The organism is Mesorhizobium sp. M0659 (assembly GCF_040320605.1).
In the GTDB taxonomy this organism is placed as follows: domain Bacteria; phylum Pseudomonadota; class Alphaproteobacteria; order Rhizobiales; family Rhizobiaceae; genus Mesorhizobium.
On the sequence record NZ_JAMYPY010000020.1, the window covers coordinates 64,370 to 86,819 of the forward strand.

Sequence of the window (22,450 nt, forward strand, 5' to 3'; positions counted from 1 at the left end):
TCAAGAAAACCGGTTGTTGGCATGAAGATTCGCGTTGCGCTCGTTTCCGCACTGCTCGCTCTTTCCGGCTGCGGAACGCTGGGCAAGGGCAGTGGCCCGGATATCTCCATCACCAACCCGCCCGCGTCGCCTCCTTCAGGGGCCAAAGTCGCGACGACGATCATCTCGGCCATGGCCGGCGGGCTCGTCGGCGGATCGATCGGCAGCGGCCTGAACAGCACCGAGAAGCGCAAGGCGCTCGAGGCGGAGTACAAGGCGCTCGAATATACGGCGAGCGGCCAGAAGGTGACCTGGAAGAGCGACAGTTCGGCTCATTCCGGCGAAGTCGTCGCGGCCCAGCCCTACCGCGTCGGCTCGCAGGATTGCCGCCAGTACACCCATACGGTGTTTACCGGCACGGCCGGCCAGACCGCGCGGGGCACCGCATGCCGCAACGCCGACGGCAGCTGGACGCCGCTGACCTGAACATTGGGCCGGGGTCGGAATCCCGTCAAAGCGTCGCAGCACCCTCATGTTGTGAGAGCAGGGCTCTCGCTCTATTGGAAGAACCATGCTGTTCTGGGTCATAGCCGCAATCCTCACGCTAGGCGCAAGCCTGACGGTGCTGCTGCCGCTGACCAGTGGCGGCAAGGACGCTCCGACCAGCAGCGACCACGACCTCGAAGTTTATCGCGACCAACTGGCCGAGCTTGAGCGTGACGCCGCGCGCGGGCTGATCCAGCCGGCGGAAGCCGAGGAGGCGCGCGCCGAAATCGCCCGCCGCATCCTTCGCCTGGGAGATGTTGGTCAAGCCAATGTCGGTCAAGCCGATGCGCCTGGCACGCGGCAGCCGTCAAAGGCGGCAAGGCTGGTGGCAACGGCTGCGGTACTGGCGGTCCCTCTGCTCAGCTGGGGCCTTTACAGCCAGCTCGGCTCGCCGGATCTGCCGTCGCAGCCGCTTGCCGAACGGCTGGCCAAGAATCCGGCCGATAGTTCGGTCGACGAGTTGGTGGCGCGCGCCGAGGCCCATCTTGCCGCCAACCCTGGCGATGGACGCGGCTGGGACGTGCTCGCCCCGATCTATCTGCGCCTGCAGCGCTTTCCCGATGCCGTGACCGCCTATCGCAATGCCATCCGCCTCGATGGCGACACGGCTGCCCGCGAGGCCGGTCTCGGCGAAGCGATCGCCAATGCGGCCGGCGGCATCGTTTCGGCCGATGCGCAATACGCTTTCGAACAGGCGCTAAAACTCGACCCGGGAAACGCGAAAGCCTCGTTCTATTTGGCGATGGCGCTGGCCCAGGAAGGCCGCATACCCGAGGCAACCACGGCTTGGCAGAAAATGCTCGATTCCCTGCCGCAGGATTCGCCATGGCGCGGAGCTGTCCAACAGGCACTGGCCGAGGCCGCCAACCGCAGCGTCGCGTCAGGAGAGCCCGCCAAAGGCCCCGACGCCGCAGCCGTCGATGCCGCCTCGATGGCGCCGCGGGACAGGCAGGCCATGATCGAAACCATGGTCGCCGGCCTCGACGAAAAATTGCGGCAAAATCCGCGCGACACGGAAGGATGGATGCGGCTCATTCGTTCCTATGTTGTGCTGGGCAAGGCCGACCAGGCGCGCGACGCGCTGCATCGCGGTATTGCCGTGTTTGGCGCCGACAGTGAGGAAGCGAAGAAATTCACCGCCTTTGCCGCCTCGCTCGGCCTGACGGCGACGGAGTAGGACATGACGCGCAAGCAGAAGCGATTGTCGGTGATTGTCGGAGGTCTTGCCTTCCTCGGCGCCGCCACCGGGCTGACCTTCTATGCGTTGGGCCAGAAGGCCTCCTATTTCTATATGCCCGCCGATCTGACCACCGCCAGCTTGCAGCCGGGACAGCGCATCAGGCTCGGCGGCCTCGTCGAAAAGGGCACGGTCGTGCGCGGGCAGGGCGCGACGGTTGCGTTCTCGGTCACCGACACGCACAAATCGGTCAAGGTCAGCTATACCGGCATCCTGCCCGATCTGTTCCGCGAGGAGCAGGGCGTCATCACCGAAGGCAGCTTTGGCGCCGACGGCGTTTTCGTCGCCGACAGCGTGCTGGCCAAGCATGACGAGCGCTACATGCCCAAGGAAGTCGCTGACGGGCTGAAGGCCAAGGGCGTGTGGCAAGAGAGCAAGAGCCAGTAATGGTTGAGACCGGACACTTCGCGCTCGTCCTCGCCTTTGTGCTGTCGCTGGTGCAGACGCTGGTGCCGCTGATCGGCGCCCGTACCGGCAACCAGAGGCTGATGGCTGTCGGCGGTCCCGTCACGGTCACAGGCTTCGCGCTCACGGCGCTATCGTTCGCAGCACTCGCCGGCGCCTATGCAAGTTCCGATTTCTCGGTGGCGAGCGTGTGGGAAAACTCGCATTCGCTGCAGCCGCTGATCTACAAGATCACCGGAACCTGGGGCAATCACGAAGGCTCGATGCTGCTCTGGGTGCTGATCCTGACCTTCTTCGGTGCGCTGGTCGCCGTCTTCGGCTCCAACCTTCCGGCGACGCTGCGCGCCAATGTGCTGGCCGTGCAGGGGGCTATCGGCGCCACCTTCTTCCTGTTCATCCTGGCGACATCCAATCCGTTCACCCGGCTCAATCCGGCGCCGATCGAGGGCCGCGATCTCAACCCGGTCCTGCAGGATCTTGGCCTCGCCATCCATCCGCCGCTGCTCTATCTCGGCTATGTCGGGTTCTCTATCTGCTTTTCCTTCTCGGTCGCCGCCCTCATCGAAGGCCGCATCGATGCCTCCTGGGCGCGCTGGGTGCGGCCGTGGACGCTGGTCGCCTGGATGTTCCTCACCGGCGGCATCGCGATGGGCTCCTACTGGGCCTATTACGAGCTCGGCTGGGGCGGCTTCTGGTTCTGGGATCCGGTCGAAAACGCCTCCTTTATGCCGTGGCTGGCCGGCACGGCTCTTCTGCATTCGGCGATCGTCATGGAGAAGCGTTCGGCGCTCAAGATCTGGACGCTGCTGCTTGCCATCCTCACCTTCTCGCTGTCGCTGCTCGGCACCTTCCTGGTGCGCTCCGGCGTGCTGACCTCGGTGCATGCTTTCGCCACCGATCCGACCCGCGGCATCTTCATCCTGTGCATTTTGACGCTGTTCATCGGCGGCTCGCTGGCCCTGTTTGCGCTGCGCGCCTCGCGGCTGACGGCCGGCGGCCTGTTCCACCCGATCTCGCGCGAAGGCGCGCTTGTCCTCAACAATCTGTTCCTGACCACGGCCACCGCCACCGTGCTGGTCGGCACGCTCTATCCGCTCGCGGTCGAGGCGCTTTCGGCCGGCAAGATCTCGGTCGGCGCCCCCTTCTTCAACCTGACATTCGGCCCGCTGATGGTGCCGCTGCTGGTCGTGGTTCCGTTCGGGCCGCTGCTAGCCTGGAAGCGCGGCGACCTCTATGCCGTCGCTCAGCGCCTGATGGCGGCTTTCGGCGCCGCTCTCCTGGCGATGCTGGTCACGGGGCTGTTTATCGACGGCGCGTCGGTGTTCGCCGCCCTTGGTGTCGGCCTCGCCTGCTGGCTGGTCTGCGGCGCGCTCACCGACCTCGCCGTCAAGTCCGGCTTTGGCAATGTGTCGCCCGCCATCATGCTGCGCCGTTTCGCCGGCCTGCCGCGTTCGGTGTTCGGCACTGCACTTGCCCATCTCGGCCTCGGGCTGACGACGCTCGGCATTGTCGGCACGCTGTGCTTCGGCACCGAAAGGATACTGTCGATGCATGCCGGCGAGAGCGTCGAACTCTCCGGCCACACGCTGCGTTTCGACGGCCTCTTCCCGGCGCAGGGTCCGAATTACAGCGAGCAGCGCGGCCGCTTTTCCGTGATCGGCGCCGGTGGCGGCGTTTCAGCCGAGATCACCTCGGCCAAGCGCTTCTTTCCGGTGCGGCAGACGACGACGACCGAATCCGGCATCGAGACGATCGGCTTCAGCCAACTCTATCTGTCGCTGGGCGATGAGGGCACCGATGGGTCGGTCGTGGTGCGCCTGTGGTGGAAGCCGCTGGTGACGCTGATCTGGGGCGGAGCTCTGGTGATGATGGCGGGAGCCGCAATGTCGCTGCTCGACCGGCGCCTGCGGGTTGGCGCACCCTCGCGCCGCCGCAAGCAGGCAGCCTCCATGCCGTCGGCAGGCGCGCCGTGAGCACCAGGTTCTCGTTGGCCTCGCTCACCCTGCTTCTGGCGCTGCTGTTTGCCGGCGCGGCGCAAGCGGTGAAACCGGACGAGGTTCTCACCGATCCGGCGCTCGAGGCGAGGGCGCGGCTACTGTCGGAAGGCCTGCGCTGCATGGTCTGCCAGAACCAGTCCATCGACGAATCCGATGCAGACCTCGCCCGCGACCTGCGCATCCTGGTGCGCCAGCGCCTGGTTGCCGGCGATACCGACCAGCAGGTGATGGACTATATCGTGTCGCGCTACGGCGAGTTCGTGCTGTTGAAGCCGCGCTTCAGCCCGCGCAACGCCTTGCTTTGGGGCACGCCGGTGCTTCTGCTTCTGGCCGGCGGCATTTTCATTGTGCTGACCACACGCTCCCGCCGCTCGTTGGCAACCAAGGCGCTGAGCGCCGAGGAACAGGCGGCGCTGGACAAGATGCTGAGCGACTAGCTCGGCCATTCCTCCAAAGGCCAGTCCCGCGACGTGTGGATGGCGCGCAGGATAACAATGCTCTGACGGCCGGCGATCAGGCGCAATTCATAGGCAATGATGTAGGGCAGGCGGCCGATGGGCTTCTCATAAGTGCCTGTTACCCGGCCAGGTCGGCCCGTCGCCATATCACCAAGGCCCCGGCCCATTTCACGGATACGGTCCGCGAGGCGTCGGGCGGCGGCAGGATTGTCCTGAGCGATAAAGGCAACTTGCTGCGTGAGATCGTCCAGCGCCTCTCGCGACCAGGTGACGAACCGCTTCACGCCTTGCCTGCGCGCCTGGCTTTCGCTGCTTCGATCACCGCGTCGACCTCCGCCATGGCGTCGTCGTGGGGCACGACGCGGCCAGCCTCTGCGTCGGCCATGCCACGTTTTATGCCTTCGATGATATCCAGCTCGCGATCGACATAGGCTGAGACCGCCTCGGCGGCGAGGAATGATTTACTACGCCTGGTATCGGTAGCGATCTGCTCCAGCTTCAGCTTGGTCTCGGACGAGACTCGAATGGTCATGGTGGTGCTTGCTGTCATTGTGAAAGCCTTGTGCTGAGTTGTGTACACCATAGCGCAGCAGGCGAGCGCAACCAAGCGATTTGTGCGTCCGCCCAACATTACAAAACTTTCATGCTTCGGAAATGGCGCGGTAATGTGCGCCTCTCTATTTCTCTTGTCCGAGGATGCTCTGCCTGAGCCGCATCCAGTGAAAAGAGGATATGAGACCCATGACTATCGCCCCCAACCCATATTCCCGGACCCGCAAGCGCCTGTTGGCCGCCGCCGCTTCGCTGGCCATTGCCGGCGGCATCGGTTTCGGCGCCGTTGCCACTGGTACAGCTCCCGTTCTGGCCGATGCCGTGCGGGTCGAAGCGCCGCAGGTACCGGGCTTTGCCGACGTCGTCGAGCGCGTTTCGCCGGCCGTGGTCAGCGTCAAGGTCAAGGCCAAGATCGAGCCTGCCGCCGATGACGGCTCCGACCAGTCCGACGATCCGGACGGCATGAACAACCTGCCCGACAATCCGCAGCTGCGCCAGTTCTTCAAGCAATTCCGGGGCTTTGGCGATCAGAACGGCCAGGGCGGCGGCAATCGTCGCTTCAGCCACCGCGACCATAACAACGACCAGCCGCGTCCGGTAGCCCAGGGTTCGGGCTTCTTCATCTCCGATGACGGTTATCTCGTCACCAACAACCATGTCGTCGAGGAAGGCTCCGCCTTCACAGTGGTAATGAATGACGGCAAGGAGCTTGACGCCAAGCTGATCGGCACCGATCCGCGCACCGATCTGGCGGTGCTCAAGGTCGATGGCGTCGGCAAGTTCACCTATGTCGATTTCGCCGACGATTCCAAGGTTCGCGTCGGCGACTGGGTGGTGGCCGTCGGCAATCCGTTCGGCCTCGGCGGCACCGTCACCGCGGGCATCGTCTCGGCCCGTGGCCGTGATATCGGCGCCGGTCCCTACGACGACTTCATCCAGATCGACGCCTCGGTCAACCGCGGCAATTCGGGCGGCCCGACCTTCAACCTCAACGGCCAGGTCGTCGGCATCAACACCGCGATCTTCTCGCCGTCGGGCGGAAGCGTCGGCATCGCCTTCGACATTCCGGCCTCGACCGCCAAGCAGGTGGTGCAGGATCTGATGAAGAGCGGCTCGGTGCAGCGTGGCTGGCTCGGCGTCGAAATCCAGCCGGTTACATCGGACATCGCCGAATCGCTGGGCCTGAAGTCGCAGAACGGGGCTCTGGTTTCGGGCGCCCAGGACGGTGGCCCCGGCAAGAAGGCCGGCATCACCGCCGGTGACGTGATCACCCAGGTCGAAGGCAAGGACGTCGCATCGCCGAAGGAACTGGCTCGTCTGATCGGCGCCTACCCACCCGGCAAGTCGGTCGACGTCACGGTGTGGCGCGACGGCAAGAGCCAGACCATCAAGGTCGATCTCGGCACGCTGCCATCCACTGACAAGCAGGCCTCGGCCGACCCGCAGCAGCCCGCGGCACCGGCAAAGCCCGCCGCGCTGGCCGATCTCGGCCTCACCGTCACCAAGTCGGAAAACGGCAAGGGCCTGGTGGTGACCGATGTCGATCCCGACAGCGATGCCGCCGACCGCGGCATCCAGCCCGGCGATGTCATCACCTCGGTCAATTCGACGGAGGTGAACGGCACCGAAGACGTCGCCAAGGCGATGGCCGATGCGGTCAAGTCCGGCCGCAAGGCGGTGCTGATGCAGATCACCCGCGACGATTCAAACCGCTTCGTCGCGCTGCCAGTCGCCAAAGGCTGACATCACACAGTTTCCAGTGCGGCGGTTTCAACACCCCCGAGCCGCCGCACGGGAAGCAAGGGGCCGAACGCGTTAGTCAGTCATCGTGTTCTGCCCCCGGCGGCAGCGGGCCCCCATCGCCCGCTGCCGCTCTAACATCGAAGCATGTCGCCCAAAAGTGCACGGCGGTTTTGGCATAACGACATGCTTGAACGAAAGCTTTTGCGCTCATGGCCGCCCCTCAATCTTCCGGCGAAATCGCGTATAACGGCTCAATGAAGATTCTCGTCATAGAAGACGATCGCGAGGCGGCCGACTATATGCAGAAGGCCTTTGCCGAGGCTGGGCACACCGCCCATGTCGCCGGCGACGGCGAAACCGGCTTTGCGCTGGCCGATGCCGGCGACTATGACGTGATGGTCGTCGACCGCATGATGCCACGCCGCGACGGGCTCTCCGTCATTGCCGGCCTGCGCTCGCGCGGCAACACCACGCCGGTGCTGATCCTGTCGGCGCTGGGCGAAGTCGATGACCGCGTTACCGGTCTGCGCGCCGGCGGGGACGACTATCTGACCAAGCCCTATGCCTTTTCCGAATTGCTCGCCCGCGTCGAGGTGCTGAACCGCCGCGCCAGCGCCAGGGAGGCCGAAACCGTCTACCGGGTCGGCGATCTCGAGCTTGACCGGCTGTCCCATTCGGTCAAGCGCGCGGCGCGCGAGATCACGCTGCAGCCGCGCGAATTCCGCCTGCTCGAATATCTGATGCGCCATGCCGGCCAGGTGGTGACGCGCACCATGCTGCTCGAAAATGTCTGGGACTATCATTTCGATCCGCAGACCAACGTCATCGACGTTCACGTCTCGCGCCTGCGTGGCAAGATCGAGAAGGGTTTCGACAAGCCGATCCTCCATACGGTTCGCGGCGCCGGCTATATGCTGAAGAGCGGCTAGAGCATGATCCCAAAAAGTAGGTACCGGTTTTTGGAGAAGATCATGCTCCAACAAAGGGGTAGGTCATGATGAGATTTCAGCCAAATCTCATCATGAGCTAGAACTCGATGGCCCTTTCCCTGCCGGCCATCATGAGGACGACGGCGGCGCGGCTTTCAGCGCTTTATTTCCTGCTTTTCGCGCTATGTGCCGTGTTGCTGGTCTTCTACATGACGTCGTTGTCGGCCCGCATGCTGACCGGCCAGACCCAGCAGACCATCAATGACGAGGTGCTCGGCCTTGCCCGTGCCTATCAGAGCGGCGGCCTGCCGCGGCTGGTGCGCGTCGTCGAGCAGCGCTCGCGCCAGCCCGGCGCCAACCTCTATCTCATTGCCGATGTCAACGGCCAGATCCTCACCGGCAACGTGCAGAGCCTGGCACCGGGGGTGCTCGAGACCGATGGCTGGACGACCGAACCCTTCTCCTATCGCCGTTTCGGCGAAGGTGAGCTCGAACGGCAGCGCAACCAGGCTTCTGACCCGAATGGCGCGCAGCCCGGCGAGACCGAAATTCAGTCCGAGGGCGAGAAGGGCCACAACGCCATCGCGCTGGTGCTGCGGCTGCCCAACCAGATGATCATGCTGGTCGGCCGCGATCTCGGCGAGCCCGAGCGCTTCCGCGCCGTCGTCCGCCGCGCCCTGATGCTGGCGCTGGGCATGATGGGCCTGGGCGGGCTGCTGATCTGGTTCCTTGTCGGCCGCGCCGCGCTGAAGCGCATCGACAGCGTCTCGGAGGCAAGCCGCCGCATCATGGGCGGCGATCTCACGGGACGGCTGCCGGTGACCGGCGCCGGCGATGAGTTCGACCGCCTGTCGGAAAACCTCAACACCATGCTGGCCAGGATAGCGACGCTCAACGAAGGGCTGAAGCAGGTCTCCGACAACATCGCCCATGATTTGAAGACGCCGCTGACCAGACTGCGCAACCGCGCCGAGGCGACACTTTCGGGCAAGCACAAGACCACCGACTACCGGCAGGCGCTGGAAGGCACCATCGCCGAATCCGACCAGCTGATAAAAACCTTCAACGCCATCCTGATGATCTCCAGGCTGGAGGCCGGCTATTCCTCGGAGAGCACCAGCAAGGTCGATCTCGCCGCCGCGGTGCATGACGTTGTCGAGCTTTATGAGCCGGTGGCGGAGGAGGCTGGCGTGGTGCTTGAAACTGCAGCGGACGGGAGTTTTTCCGTCGATGGCAACCGCGAGCTGATCGGCCAGGCACTGTCGAACATCGTCGACAACGCCATCAAATACTCGACCGATGCGACGGAAAAGCCTGCCGTGCGCGTAGCCCTGCAGCGCGTCGGTCACGAAATCCGCCTTTCCGTTTCCGACAATGGCCATGGCATCCCCGACGATGCCGACCGCGCCAGGGCGACCGAGCGCTTCGTGCGGCTGGAAAAGAGCCGCTCGCAGCCGGGATCCGGTCTTGGCCTCAGCCTCGCCAAGGCGATCATGACTTTTCACAATGGCCGGCTTGAACTTCTGCCTGCCAATCCCGGATTGTCCGTTATCATGAGCTTCCCGGCGCGGGAGGACCATTGATGGCGGTGAGGATGGCTGCGAAACGGATCGAGACCGAATGGCGCGTGCAACTGGCGGCGCAGCTCGCGCCGCTGGATGAGGCCCGCGCCCGGCGTGAACTGTCGGAGATCGCTGGCGATGCCAAGGACGAGAACCTGCCGCGGCTGGCGAAATTCCTAGGGGGCAAGGGCGCCGCACAGGAGTTTCTCGCTGCCGTCTTCGACCTCTCGCCCTTCCTCCGCGATGTCGCGCGCCGCCGGCCGCAAATCCTCGACGCGCTGTTCGATGGCAGTGTCGAGGCTCGGCTGCTCGCCATCGCCGAAGCGATCGGCAAGGTCGCCTTTTCCGAGACCGTTTCCGAATCCAGCCTGATGATGGAACTCAGGCAGTGGAAGGGTGAAGCTCACTTCCTGATCGCACTTGCAGACCTCTCCGGCGAGGCCGATGCCGCGCTGACGGTAAGGCGCCTCAGCAATCTCGCCGATGCCTGCACCTGCGCGGCGGTCGACTTCCTGCTGCGCGAGGCGCACAGCCAAGGCAAGCTCAAATTGGCCGATCCCGAAAATCCGTCACAGCAATCCGGCTGGATCGTGCTCGGCATGGGCAAGCTTGGCGCGCATGAACTGAATTTCTCCTCCGACATCGACCTCGTCGTCTTCTTCGATCCGGATGCGCCGGCAATCGTCGATCCGCTCGACGCCACAGAGCTGTTTGCGCGCCTGACCCGCAGGCTGGTCCGCATCCTGCAGGACCGCACCGGGCACGGCTATGTCTTCCGCACCGATTTGAGGCTTCGCCCCGATCCAGGCTCGACGCCGCTGGCGATCCCGGTCGAGGCAGCACTTCGCTACTATGAGGCGCGCGGCCAGAACTGGGAGCGCGCCGCCATGATCAAGGCGCGTCCCGTGGCCGGCGATCTCGATGCCGGGGATGCGTTCCTGCGGGAATTGCAGCCTTATGTCTGGCGCAAATACATGGACTATGCGGCGATCGCCGACGTTCATTCGATCAAGCGCCAGATCCATGCCCACAAGGGTCATGGCGAGATCGCGGTCAAAGGACACAACGTGAAGCTCGGCCGCGGCGGCATTCGCGAAATCGAGTTCTTCGTCCAGACCCAGCAGCTGATCGCCGGCGGCCGTTTTCCGGAGCTGCGCGGCCGCGAGACGGTGCCGATGCTGGGTGCGCTGGCCGCGCGCAACTGGATCACCGCCGATGCACGCGACGCGCTCACGCAGCAATATTGGTTTCTGCGCCGCGTCGAACACGCCATCCAGATGGTCGCCGACGAGCAGACGCATATTCTGCCCGACGATGATGAGGGGCTGGAACGCATCGCCCATCTGCTGGGCTTTGCCGATGCCGCCAGATTTGCCGAAACCTTTCGCGCGGCTTTGCATGAGGTCGAGCGCCATTACGCCGCGCTGTTCGAGACCGCGCCTGAATTATCGGCAGGCGTCGGCAATCTGGTCTTCACCGGCGATGTCGACGATCCCGACACGCTGCAGACCTTGCACGGCCTTGGCTTCCAGCGGCCAAGCGACATCTGCCGGGTGATTCGAGGCTGGCATTTCGGCCGCTACCGCGTCACCCAGTCGGCGGAAGCGCGCGAGCGGCTGACCGAACTGACGCCGGCGCTGCTCAAAGCCTTCGGCCAGACGCGCCGGGCCGACGAGGCGCTGGTTCGCTTCGACGAATTCCTCGCCGGCCTGCCCGCCGGCATCCAGCTGTTTTCGCTGCTGCAGTCGAATCCCGCCCTGCTGAAACTAATGGCGACGATCATGGGCGCCGCGCCTCGGCTGGCGGCAATCATCACAAGGCGCCCGCATGTCTTCGACGGTCTGCTCGACCCGGCGCTGCTCGCCGAACTGCCCAACCGAGCCTATCTCTCAGCGCGGTTGGCCGCTTTCATCGAAGGCGACCGGGCTTATGAGGACGTGCTCGACCGTTTGCGCATCTTTGCCTCCGAGCAGAAATTCCTGATCGGTGTCAGGCTGCTCGCCGGCTCGATCGACCCGGCGCGCGCCGGCCGCGCCTTTTCCGATCTCGCCGACCTCACCATCGACGCCGCATTGCAGGCGGTGACCACCGAATTCGCGCTGCGTCATGGCCGCATCGCCGGCGGCACCGTGTCGCTGCTCGGCATGGGCAAACTCGGCAGCCGCGAGCTCACCGCCGGCTCCGATGTCGACCTCATCCTGCTCTACGACCACGACGCGAATGCCGACGAGTCCGACGGCGACAAGCCGCTCGCACCATCGCACTACTATACCAGGATGACGCAGCGGCTGATCGCGGCTGTCTCGGCGCCGACCGCCGAAGGCGTTCTCTACGAGCTCGACCTGCGCTTGCGGCCATCCGGCAACAAGGGGCCGGTGGCCACCCACATCGATGCCTTCAAGAAATACCAGCGCCAGGAGGCCTGGACCTGGGAGCACATGGCGCTGGCCCGGGGGCGCGCCATCGGCGGCGACGCGGCCCTTTGCGCCGAGGTCGAGGCCGAGGTGGCGGCACTTCTGGCCTTGCCGCGCGACGCCGCCAAGGTGAGGGCGGAGGCATCCGAGATGCGCGCGCTGATCGAGAAGGAAAAATCGCCGCGCGATCTCTGGGACATCAAGCTCATCTCCGGCGGCCTCATCGACCTCGAATTCATCGCGCAGGTGGCGGTTATAACCGGGCAGGTCGAAGCCGGCCGCAGGGTGACCGCGACCGGCGAAATCCTGGCGCATCTGTCGCCGGATTTTGCCGATGCTGACGTCAGGCAGCAGCTTTGCGAAGCCTACCAACTCTATCTGGCGCTGACCCAGATGACGCGGCTTTGCCTCACCGGTGCATTCGAACGGGATGACGTTCCGCCGGGATTGTCGGATCTGCTTCTGGCGGTGACTGACCTGCCGGATTTCGGTGTGCTGGAAGCACATCTCAAGGAAACGTCGCAAAAGGTCAGAAAGGATTTCAACCTTTTGCTTCGTACGAAACGGTCGTGAGGGCGTGAAGCGTTGGCGGCTGTTTCGGATCGCATCGGGGGTGACGATGCAACAGGAGATACCCATGAGAAAGACAACCGGACTTGCCCTTGCCTTTGTCGCGCTTGCCGGCGCCGTTGGCACCACCGCCTATGCCGAGAACAATGCCAGCGCCAGAATGCGCGAGGGCGCGATGATGCGCCTCGACAAGGCGATGAAGGATTCCAACGGCACCATCAGCTTCGACCAGTTTTCCGACGCCATGAACGCGCGGCTGAAGAAGCTGGTCGCCGATAATGGCGGCAAGCTGACAGTCGCCCAGCTCGCTGACGCGCTGGAGAAGGCGCGGTTCGAGGAAATGGCCAAGCGCATAGTTGCCCGCTACGACAGCAAGGGCGACGGCACGCTGACCACGGACGACATCACCGGGCGCGAGAAGAAGGTGTTCGCCATGCTCGACCGCAACAATGACGGCAAGATCGAGCGCAACGAACTGCCAAAGAAAGGCCGCATGGGCCGCCACCACCAATGGGACGGCGGCGACGACAGCATGGAGTGAAATGGCGATATGTCTCCGGCGGCGAAAGCCGCCGGAGCCCTTACATGACCGGGGCTACTCAGTCCTTGAACGCGGCGGAGAGCACCGCTCGCATTGGCGGGCCGTCAGGCCGCCGCCTTCACCGCCAGCGCCGGCTTCTTCACCGGAATGCGCACCGACACGATCGTGCCGACGCCTTCGGTCGAGCGGATTTTCAGCGCGCCGCCCTGCAGCTCGGCCAGCGAGCGCGAGATGGCAAGGCCGAGGCCGGAGCCGGCGTGGTTCTTCGAAAACTGGTTCTGCACCTGTTCGAAGGGGCGGCCAAGCTTGCTCAGTGCCTCCTTCGGAATGCCGCAGCCATTGTCCTCGATGGTCAGCACCAGCGCGCCTGACGTGTTGCGGGCGCGCACCGAGATATGGCCGCCCTGACCGGTGAACTTCACCGCATTCGACAGCAGATTGATGGCGATCTGCTTGATCGCCCGGCGGTCGGCGAACAGCGTCATCGTATCGGCGATGCGGGTTTCGACCGTGATCGATTTCTCCGCCGCCTGCAGCGAGATCACCCGCACCGTCTCGCGGATCAGCGGGCAGAGATCGATTTCCTCGCGGTCCACCGAGAATTGGCCGGCTTCGATCTTCGACATATCGAGTATGTCGTTGATGACGCCGAGCAGATATTTGCCGCTGCCGTTGATGTCGTTGGCATATTCCTCGTAGCGCGGCGAACCGAGCGGCCCGAACAGGCCTTGTTCCATCAGTTCGGAGAACCCGATGATGGCGTTGAGCGGCGTGCGCAGCTCGTGCGACATGTTGGCTAGGAATTCGGATTTGGCCCGATTGGCGGCCTCGGCGCGCTCGGTTTCCTTCATATATTCGCGGTTGAGCTCGACCAGTTCCTTGGCGCGCTCTTCCTCGGCCCGGCGGGCGAGGCTGAGGTCGTGGATGGTCGCCATCAGCCGGCGCTCGCTGTCGACCAGCTTTTCCTGGTGCAGCTTGATCTGGGTGATGTCGGAGCCGACGGAGACCGTGCCGCCGTCCCGGGTCCTCAGTTCGTTGACCTGCAGCCAGCGGCCGTCGGAGAGCTGCCGCTCGAAGGTTGCGCCCCCTTGCGGCCCGTTGGTGTTGGCCAGCCGCCGTTCAGAGGCGAAGGCCAGCATGCGCTCTTCAAGCACGGCGCGCGCAGCGCCCGGCATGACGTCGCGGTCCGACAGGCCGTTGTCCTTCTGGTATTTGGAATTGCACATGATCAGGCGCTGGGCGGCATCCCACAGCACGAAGGATTCGTTGATGTTTTCGATCGCGGTCCGCAGGCGCAGGTCGGCCGCCTCCGAGCGCAGCGCCAGATGCCGCTGCTCGGTGACGTCGACGGCAATGCCGATCAGCTGGATCTCAGGCGCTTCCGGGTCGATCACCTGGGCCCTGGCGCGCATCCACACCCACTGGCCGTCGGCGTGACGCATCCGGAACACCTGGTCGATATGGTCGATCTCGCGCTCGACGATTTTGTTGGCCAGCTCGAACAGGTCGCCGTCCTCGGGGTGGATGATGTCGTCGACCTCGCCGAACGACAGCATCGAGTTGCAGGGCTCGTAGCCCAGCATGTCGTACATCGAGCGCGACCAGTACATCTTGCCGCGCACCATGTCCCAGTCCCACAGGCCGCAGCGACCGCGAACCAGCGCCATGTCGATGCGCTGATGGGCTTCGAGATAGATGCGGTCGGCTGTCTGGGCGCGCGATGCCTGGCCGAAATAGGCGTAGAGGATGATGATCAGCACGCCGGCTGTCAGCACAAACAGCGTGACGTTGAGCGAGACGGTCTTGCGCCAGTTGTCGAACGCCGCTTCCTGCGGCACCAGCACGGCGGCGGCGTACTTGCGGTCCCGGGTCAGGCTCACCGCCGCGTACCAGTCCTGGCCGCCGATGCTGACATCCATGACCCCGGCGCGGTCGCCGAACATGAACAGCGGCTGGCCGTCCAGCACCAGGCTGTCCAGCGATCGCCCTTGCCAGCCGGTCGACAGCGGCGACACGGCAATGATCTTGAAGGCGCTGTCGGTGATCACAAGCACATGGCTTCTGCCCATGGCGCCCTGGCGGCTCGTGCTTTCCAGAAGATCAATTGCACCGCTGGATGCCGCGGTCGGGTCGGCCGAGATTGCGTTCGCCATCTGGCCGGCGGCGAGACCTAGCACCGCCTTGCCGTCGCGCTCGGCCTCGTCGCGCTCGTTCATCAGCGACAGCACGCGCAGTGCGGCGATGACGATCAGGAAGATGATGATGAGAGCCGGTATCGAACGGCGCAGAAGGGGTTCGGCAGCCAGGAGCCGCCGGTAGGCTGGTTCAGCGATGAGCCGCGTATTGCCGGCGAGGCCGTCGCCTCGCGCCTTGCGCCGCTCAAAAGCCGTCCCTTCGGGCGCGCCCCACGCGTCCGCCTTGGCCATAAATGGCACTCCCCGAATTTCCGTACGCTTGACGATTCGGCAACACCGCACATCCGAATCGTCTGTAAAGAATCAAAGGTGATTCGCCTTGTCCAGAGGCGCGGCCGAAAAACATTAAAAATTCATTGAAATAACGCTGAAATCCCTCCCCTTGAGGGGAGGGTGGCCCGAAGGGCCGGGTGGGGTCCTCGGCGAAGCGCTCGACTCTCTCAATCACGGTCGAAGTTGGTCGAGGTCGCGCACTGCCGCAACGACCCCACCCGTCCATCCGCCTTCGGCGGCTGTCCACCGTCCCCTCAAGGGGGAGGGATCAGGCCAGCGTTCGCTCCACAATGTCCCGCAAATCCGCCGACAGGTTCTCGGCACCGGCGATGGCCAGCAGCGCTTCCCTGGCCTTGGCTTGCCTGCCCGGCTCCAGCGAGCGCCACGAGCGCAGCGCTGTCGCCAGCCTGGCCGCCACTTGCGGATTGCGTTTTTCAACCTCGAGTACGGTCTGGGTAAAAAACCGGTAGCCTTCGCCATCGGCGCGGTGGAAGCCGGTCTGGTTGGCGCTGGCGAATGTGCCGACCAGCGAGCGCACCCGGTTCGGATTGGCCATCGAGAAAGCTGCGTGACCAGTCAGCTCGCGTACCGTGTCGACTGTCCGGGGTCCCGGCACGCTGGCCTGGATCTGGAACCATTTGTCCATGACCAGCGGATCGGCGCCATAACGGGCCTCGAAATCGGCCAGCGCCTTGATCGCCTCCGGCGAACCGTCATGGCGGTGCGCAAGGACGGTCAGCGCTGCGGCGCGGTCGGTCATGTTCGTCGCGACCTCGAAATGCCGGGCGGCGAGCGCAGCCCCTTTCGGCAGCAGCGAGAGGTAGTCGAGCAGGATGTTGCGCAGCGCGCGGCGTCCCGCACTTGCCGCGTCGGGGCTGAACGGCCCGTCGTCGGCGAGGCGGCCGTATAGGTCGGTGAACGTTTGCTGATTGGCGCGCGCGATTGCCAGCGCCAGCGCCTCGCGGGCGGCGAAGATGGCGTCGGGGTCGATATTCCTGCCGATGTCGCGAGCAATGTCGGCCTCGCCCGGAAGCGAAAGCGCCAGTGCCCGGTAAGCGGGTTCCAGCGTCTCGTCGCCGGCGATCTTGCCGGCAAGTCCGGTCAGCCTGGCGGTGAAGGCCGGCTTTGCGCCGCCGAGGATCTGGCGGAAGGCCGCTATCAGCGCATCGGTCAAAAGCGTGTTGAACGCCTGCCAGCGCGCAAAGGCATCGCTGTCATGGCCGGCGAGGAAGAACTGGTCGTCGGCCTTCTGCTCGACCGAAAGCGTGATCGGCGCCGAAAAGCCGCGATTGAGCGACACCGCCGGCCGCTCGGCAACGCCTGAGAAGCGCACCATGTGACGGCGCTTGCGAATATGGATGACACCGTCCTCGACGGCGGCGCCCTCGACGCCGCCATAGGCAACCGGTTCGCCGCCGGCGCCGACCAGCCCGAAGGCGAGCGGGATGTGCATCAGCCGCTTGCGGCTTTCCGACGGCGTCGGCGGCACCGACTGCTCGATCTCGAGCGTGAACTCGCGCGTGGCCGGATTGTGCGTCGAACTGACGGTCAGGTTCGGCGTGCCCGCCTGGTGGTACCAGAGCGCGAATTGCGACAGATCGCGCCCGGAGGCGTCCTCGAACACTTTGAGGAAATCCTCGATCGTCGCTGCTTCGCCGTCATGGCGCTCGAAATAGAGATCCATTCCGGCGCGGAACGTGTCAGGTCCGAGAATGGTGCGGATCATGCGCACGACTTCCGAGCCTTTTTCGTAGACGGTCGCCGTGTAGAAATTGTTGATCTCGCGGTAGCGGCGCGGCCGCACCGGATGCGCCAGCGGTCCCTGGTCCTCGGGGAACTGGTGTGCCCTGAGCGTGCGCACTTCGGCGATGCGCTTGACCGCGCGCGAGCGCTGGTCGGCGGAGAATTCGTGGTCGCGAAAAACCGTCAGCCCTTCTTTCAGGCAGAGCTGGAACCAATCGCGGCAGGTGATCCTGTTGCCGGTCCAGTTGTGGAAATACTCATGCGCGATGATCGCCTCGATATTGGCGAAATCGGCATCGGTGGCGGTTTCCCGGTCGGCCAGCACATATTTGTCGTTGAAGATATTGAGGCCCTTGTTCTCCATGGCCCCCATGTTGAAGTCGGAAACGGCGACGATGTTGAAGACGTCGAGGTCGTATTCGCGGCCGAAGGCCTGCTCGTCCCATTGCATCGAGCGCTTCAGCGCATCCATGGCGTAGCCGGCAAGCCCCTCCTTGCCTGGCTCGACATAGATGCCGAGTTCGACCTCGCGCCCGGACATGGTGACGAAACTGTCCGCAACCTTGCCGAGATTGCCGGCCACGAGCGCAAACAGATAGGACGGCTTGGGGAAGGGGTCGTCCCAGACTGCAAAGTGCCAGCCGTCGGCAAGCGCGCCGCTTTCGACCGGATTGCCGTTGGAAAGCAACAGCGGCGCTTCGTCCAGCCTCGCCTCGATACGCACGGTATAGACCGACAGGATGTCGGGGCGGTCGAGGAAATAGCTGATGCGGCGAAAGCCCTCGGCCTCGCATTGCGTGCAATAGACATTGCTGGAGCGGTAGAGGCCCATCAGCGCCTCATTGCTGGCCGGCGCGATCTCGGTCTCGAGCAGCAGCTGGAAACGGGGCGGCGGCCTCAAAATGGTCAGCTGGTCCGGCGTGGCGAGATACTCGGCCGGGGCAAGCTCGCGACCGTCGATGGCAATGCGCTTGAGCACCAGGCCGTCGCCGTCCAGCACCAGCGACGTCCAGGCGGCGGCGCCATCGCGGCGTTCGATCGTCAGCACTGCGGTGACACGCGTTGCGTCTGGCGAAAGGCGGAAGGTGAGGCCGGTTTGCGGGATGGAAAAGTCGTTGGGGCGGTAGTCTTCGAGCTTGAAGACCTGGCCGGTATCGGTTCGCATTCCCTTGGGTTTCCCTGTCGCTATCGGAGCCGCTGACGTGTCATGGCCCATTAAATCTAAAGTTGCGCGCTCTTTACACGAAACGGTCACTCGACAAAACTGCGCCAATGCCTATTCGGGGCGTTCCCCTTCCGCCATTATCGTGAGGCCTTGATGACCGTCGTCACATCGAAGTTCGGAATGGGCGCCTGTGTACCGCGTCGTTCGACGCGCATCTCAGCGGAGATCCGGGAAGCAACAAAACAGTGAAAGCCGGGCCTGGAGACGAAGCGGGCGGGAAACTGTCCGATCATCCCGGCGCGCATCGGCCCAATAATCGATGTCGATTTTTGGAAAGCACGATGCGCAGATTTAAAGTGTCAGAGCGTCCTTTGCGCGTCGAAGACGACGCGCGGCGCTCTAATGTTCTCACCGGGATCATGCTCAAGGTCATGTCGGTGGCGGTCTTTGTCGGCATGCAAACCTGCATCAAGGCCGCCGGCACTTTGCCGGCCGGCCAGATCGTCTTCTTCCGCTCCTTCTTCGCCATCTTCCCGATCATCGCCTTCCTGGCCTTCAAGAGAAAACTCGGTACGGCGTTCGCCACCAAACGCCCGCTGAACCACATTGCGCGCGGTGTCGTCGGCGTTTGCGCCATGGGGCTCGGCTTCTTTGCGCTGACCCGGCTGCCGCTGCCTGAGGCGATCACGCTGAACTATGCCCAGCCTTTGCTGGTGGTGGTGTTCTCCTCGCTATTCCTCGGCGAAGCCATTCGCGTCTATCGCTGGAGCGCGGTTGCGGTCGGTCTGGTCGGCGTGCTGATCATCTCCTGGCCGGAGCTGACGCTGCTCACGTCGGGCGTCGCGCTCGGCGACCAGGAGGTGCTGGGCGTCATCGCTGCTCTTGTTTCTGCAGCAATCTCCGCCAATGCCATCCTGCTCGTGCGCAATCTTGTCCAGACTGAACGAACAGCGACCATCGTGTTGTGGTTCTCGGCGACGGCGAGTGTCATGGCGCTGCTTACGCTGCCCTTCGGCTGGCAGGCGCTGACGCCGCTGCAGGCCGGTCTGCTGGTCGCAGCAGGGTTCTGTGGCGGGCTGGCGCAGATTTTGATGACGGCGGCGTACCGCCATGCCGAAGCTTCGGTGGTGGCGCCGTTCGAATACACCTCGATGATCCTCGGCGTCGTCGTCGGCTATTTCGCCTTTGGCGATATTGCCACCATCAACACGCTCGTCGGCGGTGTGATCGTCGTTGCCGCCGGCATCTTCATCATCTGGCGCGAGCGCCAACTCGGCCTGGAACGCACCCGAACGCGCAAGGCAGCGCCACCACAGGGGTGAGGAGGTCCGCGGGGTTGCTCAGCTAGCTTCCGCACGTTCCTTCGCCAGCCGCACCAGCACCGCTCGCGTCTGCTCGTCGGCCGGGAAGAAAGACTCGATCGCCAGTTCCGACAGCGTCACGTCAAGCGGCGTGCCGAAGACGGTGATGGTGCTGATGAAGGACAGCACCTGGTCGCCATGCGCCAGCCGCAGCGGATGGACGATGCCGTTGGGCTCGACCGGCACCGGCCGCGCACCCTTGAGCCCGGACGGATAGGTTCGCAATTCGCGCTCCAGCTCGACCAGGACGGGATCGCCGGCGGCATCGTTCTGGTGTTTCAGCCGCTCCAGCAGATGCGCCCGCCATTCCGCGAGATTGACGATGCGCGGTGCGATGCCGTTCGGGTGCAGGCTGAGGCGCAGCACATTGACCGGCGGCTGGAGCAGCGACGGCTCGGCAACATCGGCCAGAAACGGGCCGATGGCGGCATTGGCGGATATCAGGTTCCAGTGCCGGTCGACGGCGAGGGCGGGGAACGGCTCATGCCCTTTGAGCACGCTCTCGACCGCGGCAAGCGCCGGCGCCAGCGTCGTATCTGTGAGTGGCCGCTCGCTGAAGCTCGGGGCAAAGCCGGCAGCCAGCAACAGCTGATTACGCTGCCGCAGCGGAATCTCAAGCTGCTCGGCCAGATGCAGCACCATCTCGCGCGAGGGCGCGGTGCGGCCGCTTTCGACGAAGGAGAGATGACGCTGGGAAATCTCAGCCTCCATTGCGAGATCAAGCTGGCTCATGCGCCGGCGCGTGCGCCATTCGCGGATCAGGCTGCCGGCGGAGGTTTGGGCTGTTGTCATGGGGGATGAGTAGGCCGGGGAGAGGCGTATTTCAATTACCTGGGAGGTCATTGGCGCGGTTCTCCCTTCTCCCCCTGTGGGAGAAGGTGGCCGAGCGAAGCTCGGTCGGATGAGGGGTGTTCCAGGGAACGCCAACGTCTCACTCCGCTGGAACACCCCTCATCCGTCTCGGCGCTGCGCGCCGATCCACCTTCCCCCACAAGGGTGGAAGGAAGAGGCGCGCTTCACCCCACCTCCCGCAACTTCGCCTTCACCTCGAGAAAATCCCGCCAGGCCAGCTTCTTGTGCGCAGGGGTCCGCAAGAGATAGGCCGGATGCAGCGTCGGCATCGCCGGAATGGCGACACCGGAAGCCGTGGTGTGGACGCGCCAATTGCCGCGCAGGCGCAGGATGCCCTCGGTCGTGTTGAGCAAGGTTTTGGCTGATGGGCCACCGAGATTGACCAGCACCTTCGGATTGACCAGCTCTATCTGCCGCTCGATGAAGGGACGGCAGATTTCGGTCTCGTGCGGCGTCGGCGTGCGGTTGCCGGGTGGCCGCCAGGGAATGACGTTGGCGATATAGACCGAAGTCCGGTCAAGCCCGATCGCAGCCAGCATGCGGTCGAGCAGCCGGCCCGAGCGGCCGACGAAGGGCAGGCCCTCAATATCCTCGTCGCGGCCGGGCGCCTCGCCGACCAACATCACCAAACCTTCCGGATTGCCGTCGGCAAAGACCAGGTTCTTGGCGGTGAATTTGAGGTTGCAGCCATCGAACGACGCCATGTGCTGGCGCAGTTCGTCGAGCGTCGAGGCACTTGCCGCCATTTGCCGGGCCAGGGCCGCCTGTGCCTCGTCGGGCACCGTCGCCATGGCCGGAACGGAACGCGCCGGCGCGTCCGGCACCCGGCTTGCGTCCAGCCCGGGGCTGGCGGCGGCTTGTTCCGGAAACTTGTTTTCGCGAGGCGGCGCGGCAGGCGCCGTTGTGCGCTCGGGGCGCTTCGGTGCTGCCCCGGCAAACCGGTTCACCGGCGCGTCCTCCAACGCTTCGTCGACACCGGCAGAGGCGTAGAAGGCGAGCAACTCGGCCAGGTCGGATCGGTTGTTGGGGGAGGCGGCAGTCATGCCGGGCACATTCGTCCGCCGAGAGACGATTTGCAAGGTTGGGCGGTTAGTAATCTCCCCCTTAAGGAGGGAGATTACGCGCTCGTCGGCTTTCGCCAATCACGAAGGGCATTTCGTGGCGATTTTCACGGCGTCTGCCGCTTACCCCGTCGGTATCCGCGGATCCTGCACCAGATAGAACGTCCAGCGCGGCGTGTAGTCGGTGATCAGAAACTCGAAGCGTCCCCTCTTCAGCGGGTCGATCTGTCCACTCTTGAACAAGAGCCGGTCATAGGGTTCGAAATCGCGGTCGAAATCGGCGTACGCGCTCGACAGGATGTTGTCGGGCGTCTTGTTGCGCTGGTCGAAGGACAGGCCGTCGCCGAACACGCTCGGCTGGTTGAGTATCTCCTGCAGCTCGAACTGGAATTCGACCCAGGCCTGGCCGCTGTTGTTGAGCACCTCGATACGCATGTACAGGATGCCGTTGGCGAATTCGCCGTTGGTGCTGAACGGCTGGATCGGTTTGGTGGTGCGGATGGTGAGCGTCACCGGCGTCGACGAATTCAGCTCCTCGGAGATGACCAACGGATCTTCCTTGGTGCCGGTGCCCGAGGCGCCGGTGATGTGGAAACCGCCAAGCTCGTCGGAAAAGGAATAGGCGCCGGTCGCCCACACCTTCACCGGCTCGGCCTGAGCGCGAACCGGCGTAAGCATTGAAAGGGCGAGAAGGATCGCTCGGCACGTCCGGCCGGGCGGAAGGGGGAAGCGCGTCAATGAATAGCCGGACGGCGTGCGCATGGAAATAAGTATGGCCGATAAGAGAGCCGTCGAACAATTAAAATATGGGACGCTGAGCGCGGCCGCGCGCAAAACGCTTGCGGCAGAGTTGTCATCCGCGACTTT

The 22,450-nt window shown here is 64.3% G+C and carries 18 protein-coding genes; 11 read left to right on the forward strand and 7 right to left on the reverse strand.

Annotated elements, in window-relative coordinates; all coding sequences use genetic code 11:
- Positions 1–21: 21 nt before the first annotated feature.
- The 5 genes from NKI31_RS25630 to NKI31_RS25650 all read left to right on the forward strand — a co-directional run bounded on the left by NKI31_RS25630 (position 22) and on the right by NKI31_RS25650 (position 4,601).
- Complete coding sequence (locus tag NKI31_RS25630; RefSeq protein WP_023687241.1) at positions 22–465, forward strand: RT0821/Lpp0805 family surface protein; 444 nt, start codon at positions 22–24, stop codon at positions 463–465.
- An 85-nt stretch (positions 466–550) separates the two neighbouring features.
- Entirely contained in the window at positions 551–1,702 is a 1,152-nt protein-coding gene (ccmI, locus tag NKI31_RS25635) for a c-type cytochrome biogenesis protein CcmI (protein WP_352652876.1), read from the forward strand.
- A 3-nt stretch (positions 1,703–1,705) separates the two neighbouring features.
- Positions 1,706–2,149: a cytochrome c maturation protein CcmE gene (gene ccmE / locus NKI31_RS25640; RefSeq protein ID WP_023670179.1), complete on the forward strand. Its 444-nt coding sequence runs from the start codon at positions 1,706–1,708 to the stop codon at positions 2,147–2,149.
- Positions 2,149–4,140, forward strand: coding sequence for a heme lyase CcmF/NrfE family subunit (locus NKI31_RS25645; RefSeq protein ID WP_023738550.1), 1,992 nt, complete (start codon positions 2,149–2,151; stop codon positions 4,138–4,140). Before ccmE ends, NKI31_RS25645 begins: the two co-directional genes overlap by 1 nt.
- Positions 4,137–4,601: a cytochrome c-type biogenesis protein gene (locus NKI31_RS25650; RefSeq protein WP_352652877.1), complete on the forward strand. Its 465-nt coding sequence runs from the start codon at positions 4,137–4,139 to the stop codon at positions 4,599–4,601. Before NKI31_RS25645 ends, NKI31_RS25650 begins: the two co-directional genes overlap by 4 nt.
- Here the strand turns inward: NKI31_RS25650 and NKI31_RS25655 are convergent.
- Positions 4,598–4,906, reverse strand: coding sequence for a type II toxin-antitoxin system RelE/ParE family toxin (locus tag NKI31_RS25655; RefSeq protein WP_023670182.1), 309 nt, complete (start codon positions 4,904–4,906; stop codon positions 4,598–4,600). The genes NKI31_RS25650 and NKI31_RS25655 overlap by 4 nt on opposite strands.
- Positions 4,903–5,172 (reverse strand): CopG family ribbon-helix-helix protein, encoded by a 270-nt coding sequence (locus tag NKI31_RS25660; RefSeq protein ID WP_023670183.1) that lies wholly within the window; start codon positions 5,170–5,172, stop codon positions 4,903–4,905. Before NKI31_RS25660 ends, NKI31_RS25655 begins: the two co-directional genes overlap by 4 nt.
- A 191-nt stretch (positions 5,173–5,363) precedes the next feature.
- Between NKI31_RS25660 and NKI31_RS25665 the strand changes: the two genes are divergently transcribed.
- From NKI31_RS25665 to NKI31_RS25685, 5 genes are all read left to right on the forward strand, one after another.
- Positions 5,364–6,917: a Do family serine endopeptidase gene (locus tag NKI31_RS25665; protein ID WP_023670184.1), complete on the forward strand. Its 1,554-nt coding sequence runs from the start codon at positions 5,364–5,366 to the stop codon at positions 6,915–6,917.
- 254 nt (positions 6,918–7,171) lie between these two features.
- On the forward strand, positions 7,172–7,846 hold the full coding sequence (locus NKI31_RS25670; protein WP_023670185.1) for a response regulator transcription factor: 675 nt from the start codon (positions 7,172–7,174) through the stop codon (positions 7,844–7,846).
- Positions 7,847–7,953: 107 nt separating this feature from the next.
- Positions 7,954–9,429: a sensor histidine kinase gene (locus NKI31_RS25675; RefSeq protein ID WP_352652878.1), complete on the forward strand. Its 1,476-nt coding sequence runs from the start codon at positions 7,954–7,956 to the stop codon at positions 9,427–9,429.
- Positions 9,429–12,395 carry a bifunctional [glutamine synthetase] adenylyltransferase/[glutamine synthetase]-adenylyl-L-tyrosine phosphorylase gene (locus tag NKI31_RS25680; RefSeq protein ID WP_352652879.1) on the forward strand — a complete coding sequence of 989 codons (2,967 nt, stop codon included), beginning with the start codon at positions 9,429–9,431 and terminating at the stop codon, positions 12,393–12,395. Before NKI31_RS25675 ends, NKI31_RS25680 begins: the two co-directional genes overlap by 1 nt.
- A gap of 64 nt (positions 12,396–12,459) precedes the next feature.
- Positions 12,460–12,933, forward strand: coding sequence for an EF-hand domain-containing protein (locus NKI31_RS25685; protein WP_023702181.1), 474 nt, complete (start codon positions 12,460–12,462; stop codon positions 12,931–12,933).
- A gap of 104 nt (positions 12,934–13,037) precedes the next feature.
- On the opposite strand, the gene NKI31_RS25690 is transcribed toward NKI31_RS25685, so the two are convergent.
- Positions 13,038–15,359 carry a PAS domain-containing sensor histidine kinase gene (locus NKI31_RS25690; RefSeq protein ID WP_023702180.1) on the reverse strand — a complete coding sequence of 774 codons (2,322 nt, stop codon included), beginning with the start codon at positions 15,357–15,359 and terminating at the stop codon, positions 13,038–13,040.
- A gap of 310 nt (positions 15,360–15,669) precedes the next feature.
- A complete protein-coding gene (gene pepN, locus NKI31_RS25695; protein ID WP_023709805.1) occupies positions 15,670–18,309 on the reverse strand; it encodes an aminopeptidase N in 2,640 nt (879 codons plus the stop codon).
- A 419-nt stretch (positions 18,310–18,728) separates the two neighbouring features.
- Between pepN and NKI31_RS25700 the strand changes: the two genes are divergently transcribed.
- Positions 18,729–19,631 carry a DMT family transporter gene (locus NKI31_RS25700; protein ID WP_245263951.1) on the forward strand — a complete coding sequence of 301 codons (903 nt, stop codon included), beginning with the start codon at positions 18,729–18,731 and terminating at the stop codon, positions 19,629–19,631.
- An 18-nt stretch (positions 19,632–19,649) separates the two neighbouring features.
- Here the strand turns inward: NKI31_RS25700 and NKI31_RS25705 are convergent, their stop codons facing one another.
- The 3 genes from NKI31_RS25705 to NKI31_RS25715 form a co-directional block, all read right to left on the reverse strand.
- Positions 19,650–20,462: a helix-turn-helix domain-containing protein gene (locus NKI31_RS25705; protein ID WP_023698592.1), complete on the reverse strand. Its 813-nt coding sequence runs from the start codon at positions 20,460–20,462 to the stop codon at positions 19,650–19,652.
- 224 nt (positions 20,463–20,686) lie between these two features.
- Positions 20,687–21,565: a uracil-DNA glycosylase gene (locus NKI31_RS25710; RefSeq protein ID WP_023684518.1), complete on the reverse strand. Its 879-nt coding sequence runs from the start codon at positions 21,563–21,565 to the stop codon at positions 20,687–20,689.
- Between the two features lie 141 nt (positions 21,566–21,706).
- Positions 21,707–22,261, reverse strand: a complete 555-nt coding sequence (locus NKI31_RS25715) for a hypothetical protein (protein WP_023698594.1) — start codon at positions 22,259–22,261, stop codon at positions 21,707–21,709.
- Positions 22,262–22,450: the final 189 nt, after the last annotated feature.

What these genes read in the sequence shown, in the direction of transcription:
- NKI31_RS25675 (WP_352652878.1), top strand. Translation starts at nt 7,954, where the DNA reads ATGGCCCTTTCCCTGCCGGCCATCATGAGGACGACGGCGGCGCGGCTT.
- NKI31_RS25715 (WP_023698594.1), bottom strand. Translation starts at nt 22,261, where the DNA reads ATGCTTACGCCGGTTCGCGCTCAGGCCGAGCCGGTGAAGGTGTGGGCG.
- ccmI (WP_352652876.1), top strand. Translation starts at nt 551, where the DNA reads ATGCTGTTCTGGGTCATAGCCGCAATCCTCACGCTAGGCGCAAGCCTG.
- pepN (WP_023709805.1), bottom strand. Translation starts at nt 18,309, where the DNA reads ATGCGAACCGATACCGGCCAGGTCTTCAAGCTCGAAGACTACCGCCCC.
- NKI31_RS25690 (WP_023702180.1), bottom strand. Translation starts at nt 15,359, where the DNA reads ATGGCCAAGGCGGACGCGTGGGGCGCGCCCGAAGGGACGGCTTTTGAG.
- NKI31_RS25665 (WP_023670184.1), top strand. Translation starts at nt 5,364, where the DNA reads ATGACTATCGCCCCCAACCCATATTCCCGGACCCGCAAGCGCCTGTTG.
- NKI31_RS25670 (WP_023670185.1), top strand. Translation starts at nt 7,172, where the DNA reads ATGAAGATTCTCGTCATAGAAGACGATCGCGAGGCGGCCGACTATATG.
- NKI31_RS25645 (WP_023738550.1), top strand. Translation starts at nt 2,149, where the DNA reads ATGGTTGAGACCGGACACTTCGCGCTCGTCCTCGCCTTTGTGCTGTCG.
- NKI31_RS25710 (WP_023684518.1), bottom strand. Translation starts at nt 21,565, where the DNA reads ATGACTGCCGCCTCCCCCAACAACCGATCCGACCTGGCCGAGTTGCTC.
- NKI31_RS25660 (WP_023670183.1), bottom strand. Translation starts at nt 5,172, where the DNA reads ATGACAGCAAGCACCACCATGACCATTCGAGTCTCGTCCGAGACCAAG.
- NKI31_RS25680 (WP_352652879.1), top strand. Translation starts at nt 9,429, where the DNA reads ATGGCGGTGAGGATGGCTGCGAAACGGATCGAGACCGAATGGCGCGTG.
- NKI31_RS25705 (WP_023698592.1), bottom strand. Translation starts at nt 20,462, where the DNA reads ATGACAACAGCCCAAACCTCCGCCGGCAGCCTGATCCGCGAATGGCGC.
- NKI31_RS25685 (WP_023702181.1), top strand. Translation starts at nt 12,460, where the DNA reads ATGAGAAAGACAACCGGACTTGCCCTTGCCTTTGTCGCGCTTGCCGGC.
- NKI31_RS25700 (WP_245263951.1), top strand. Translation starts at nt 18,729, where the DNA reads ATGCTCAAGGTCATGTCGGTGGCGGTCTTTGTCGGCATGCAAACCTGC.
- NKI31_RS25630 (WP_023687241.1), top strand. Translation starts at nt 22, where the DNA reads ATGAAGATTCGCGTTGCGCTCGTTTCCGCACTGCTCGCTCTTTCCGGC.
- ccmE (WP_023670179.1), top strand. Translation starts at nt 1,706, where the DNA reads ATGACGCGCAAGCAGAAGCGATTGTCGGTGATTGTCGGAGGTCTTGCC.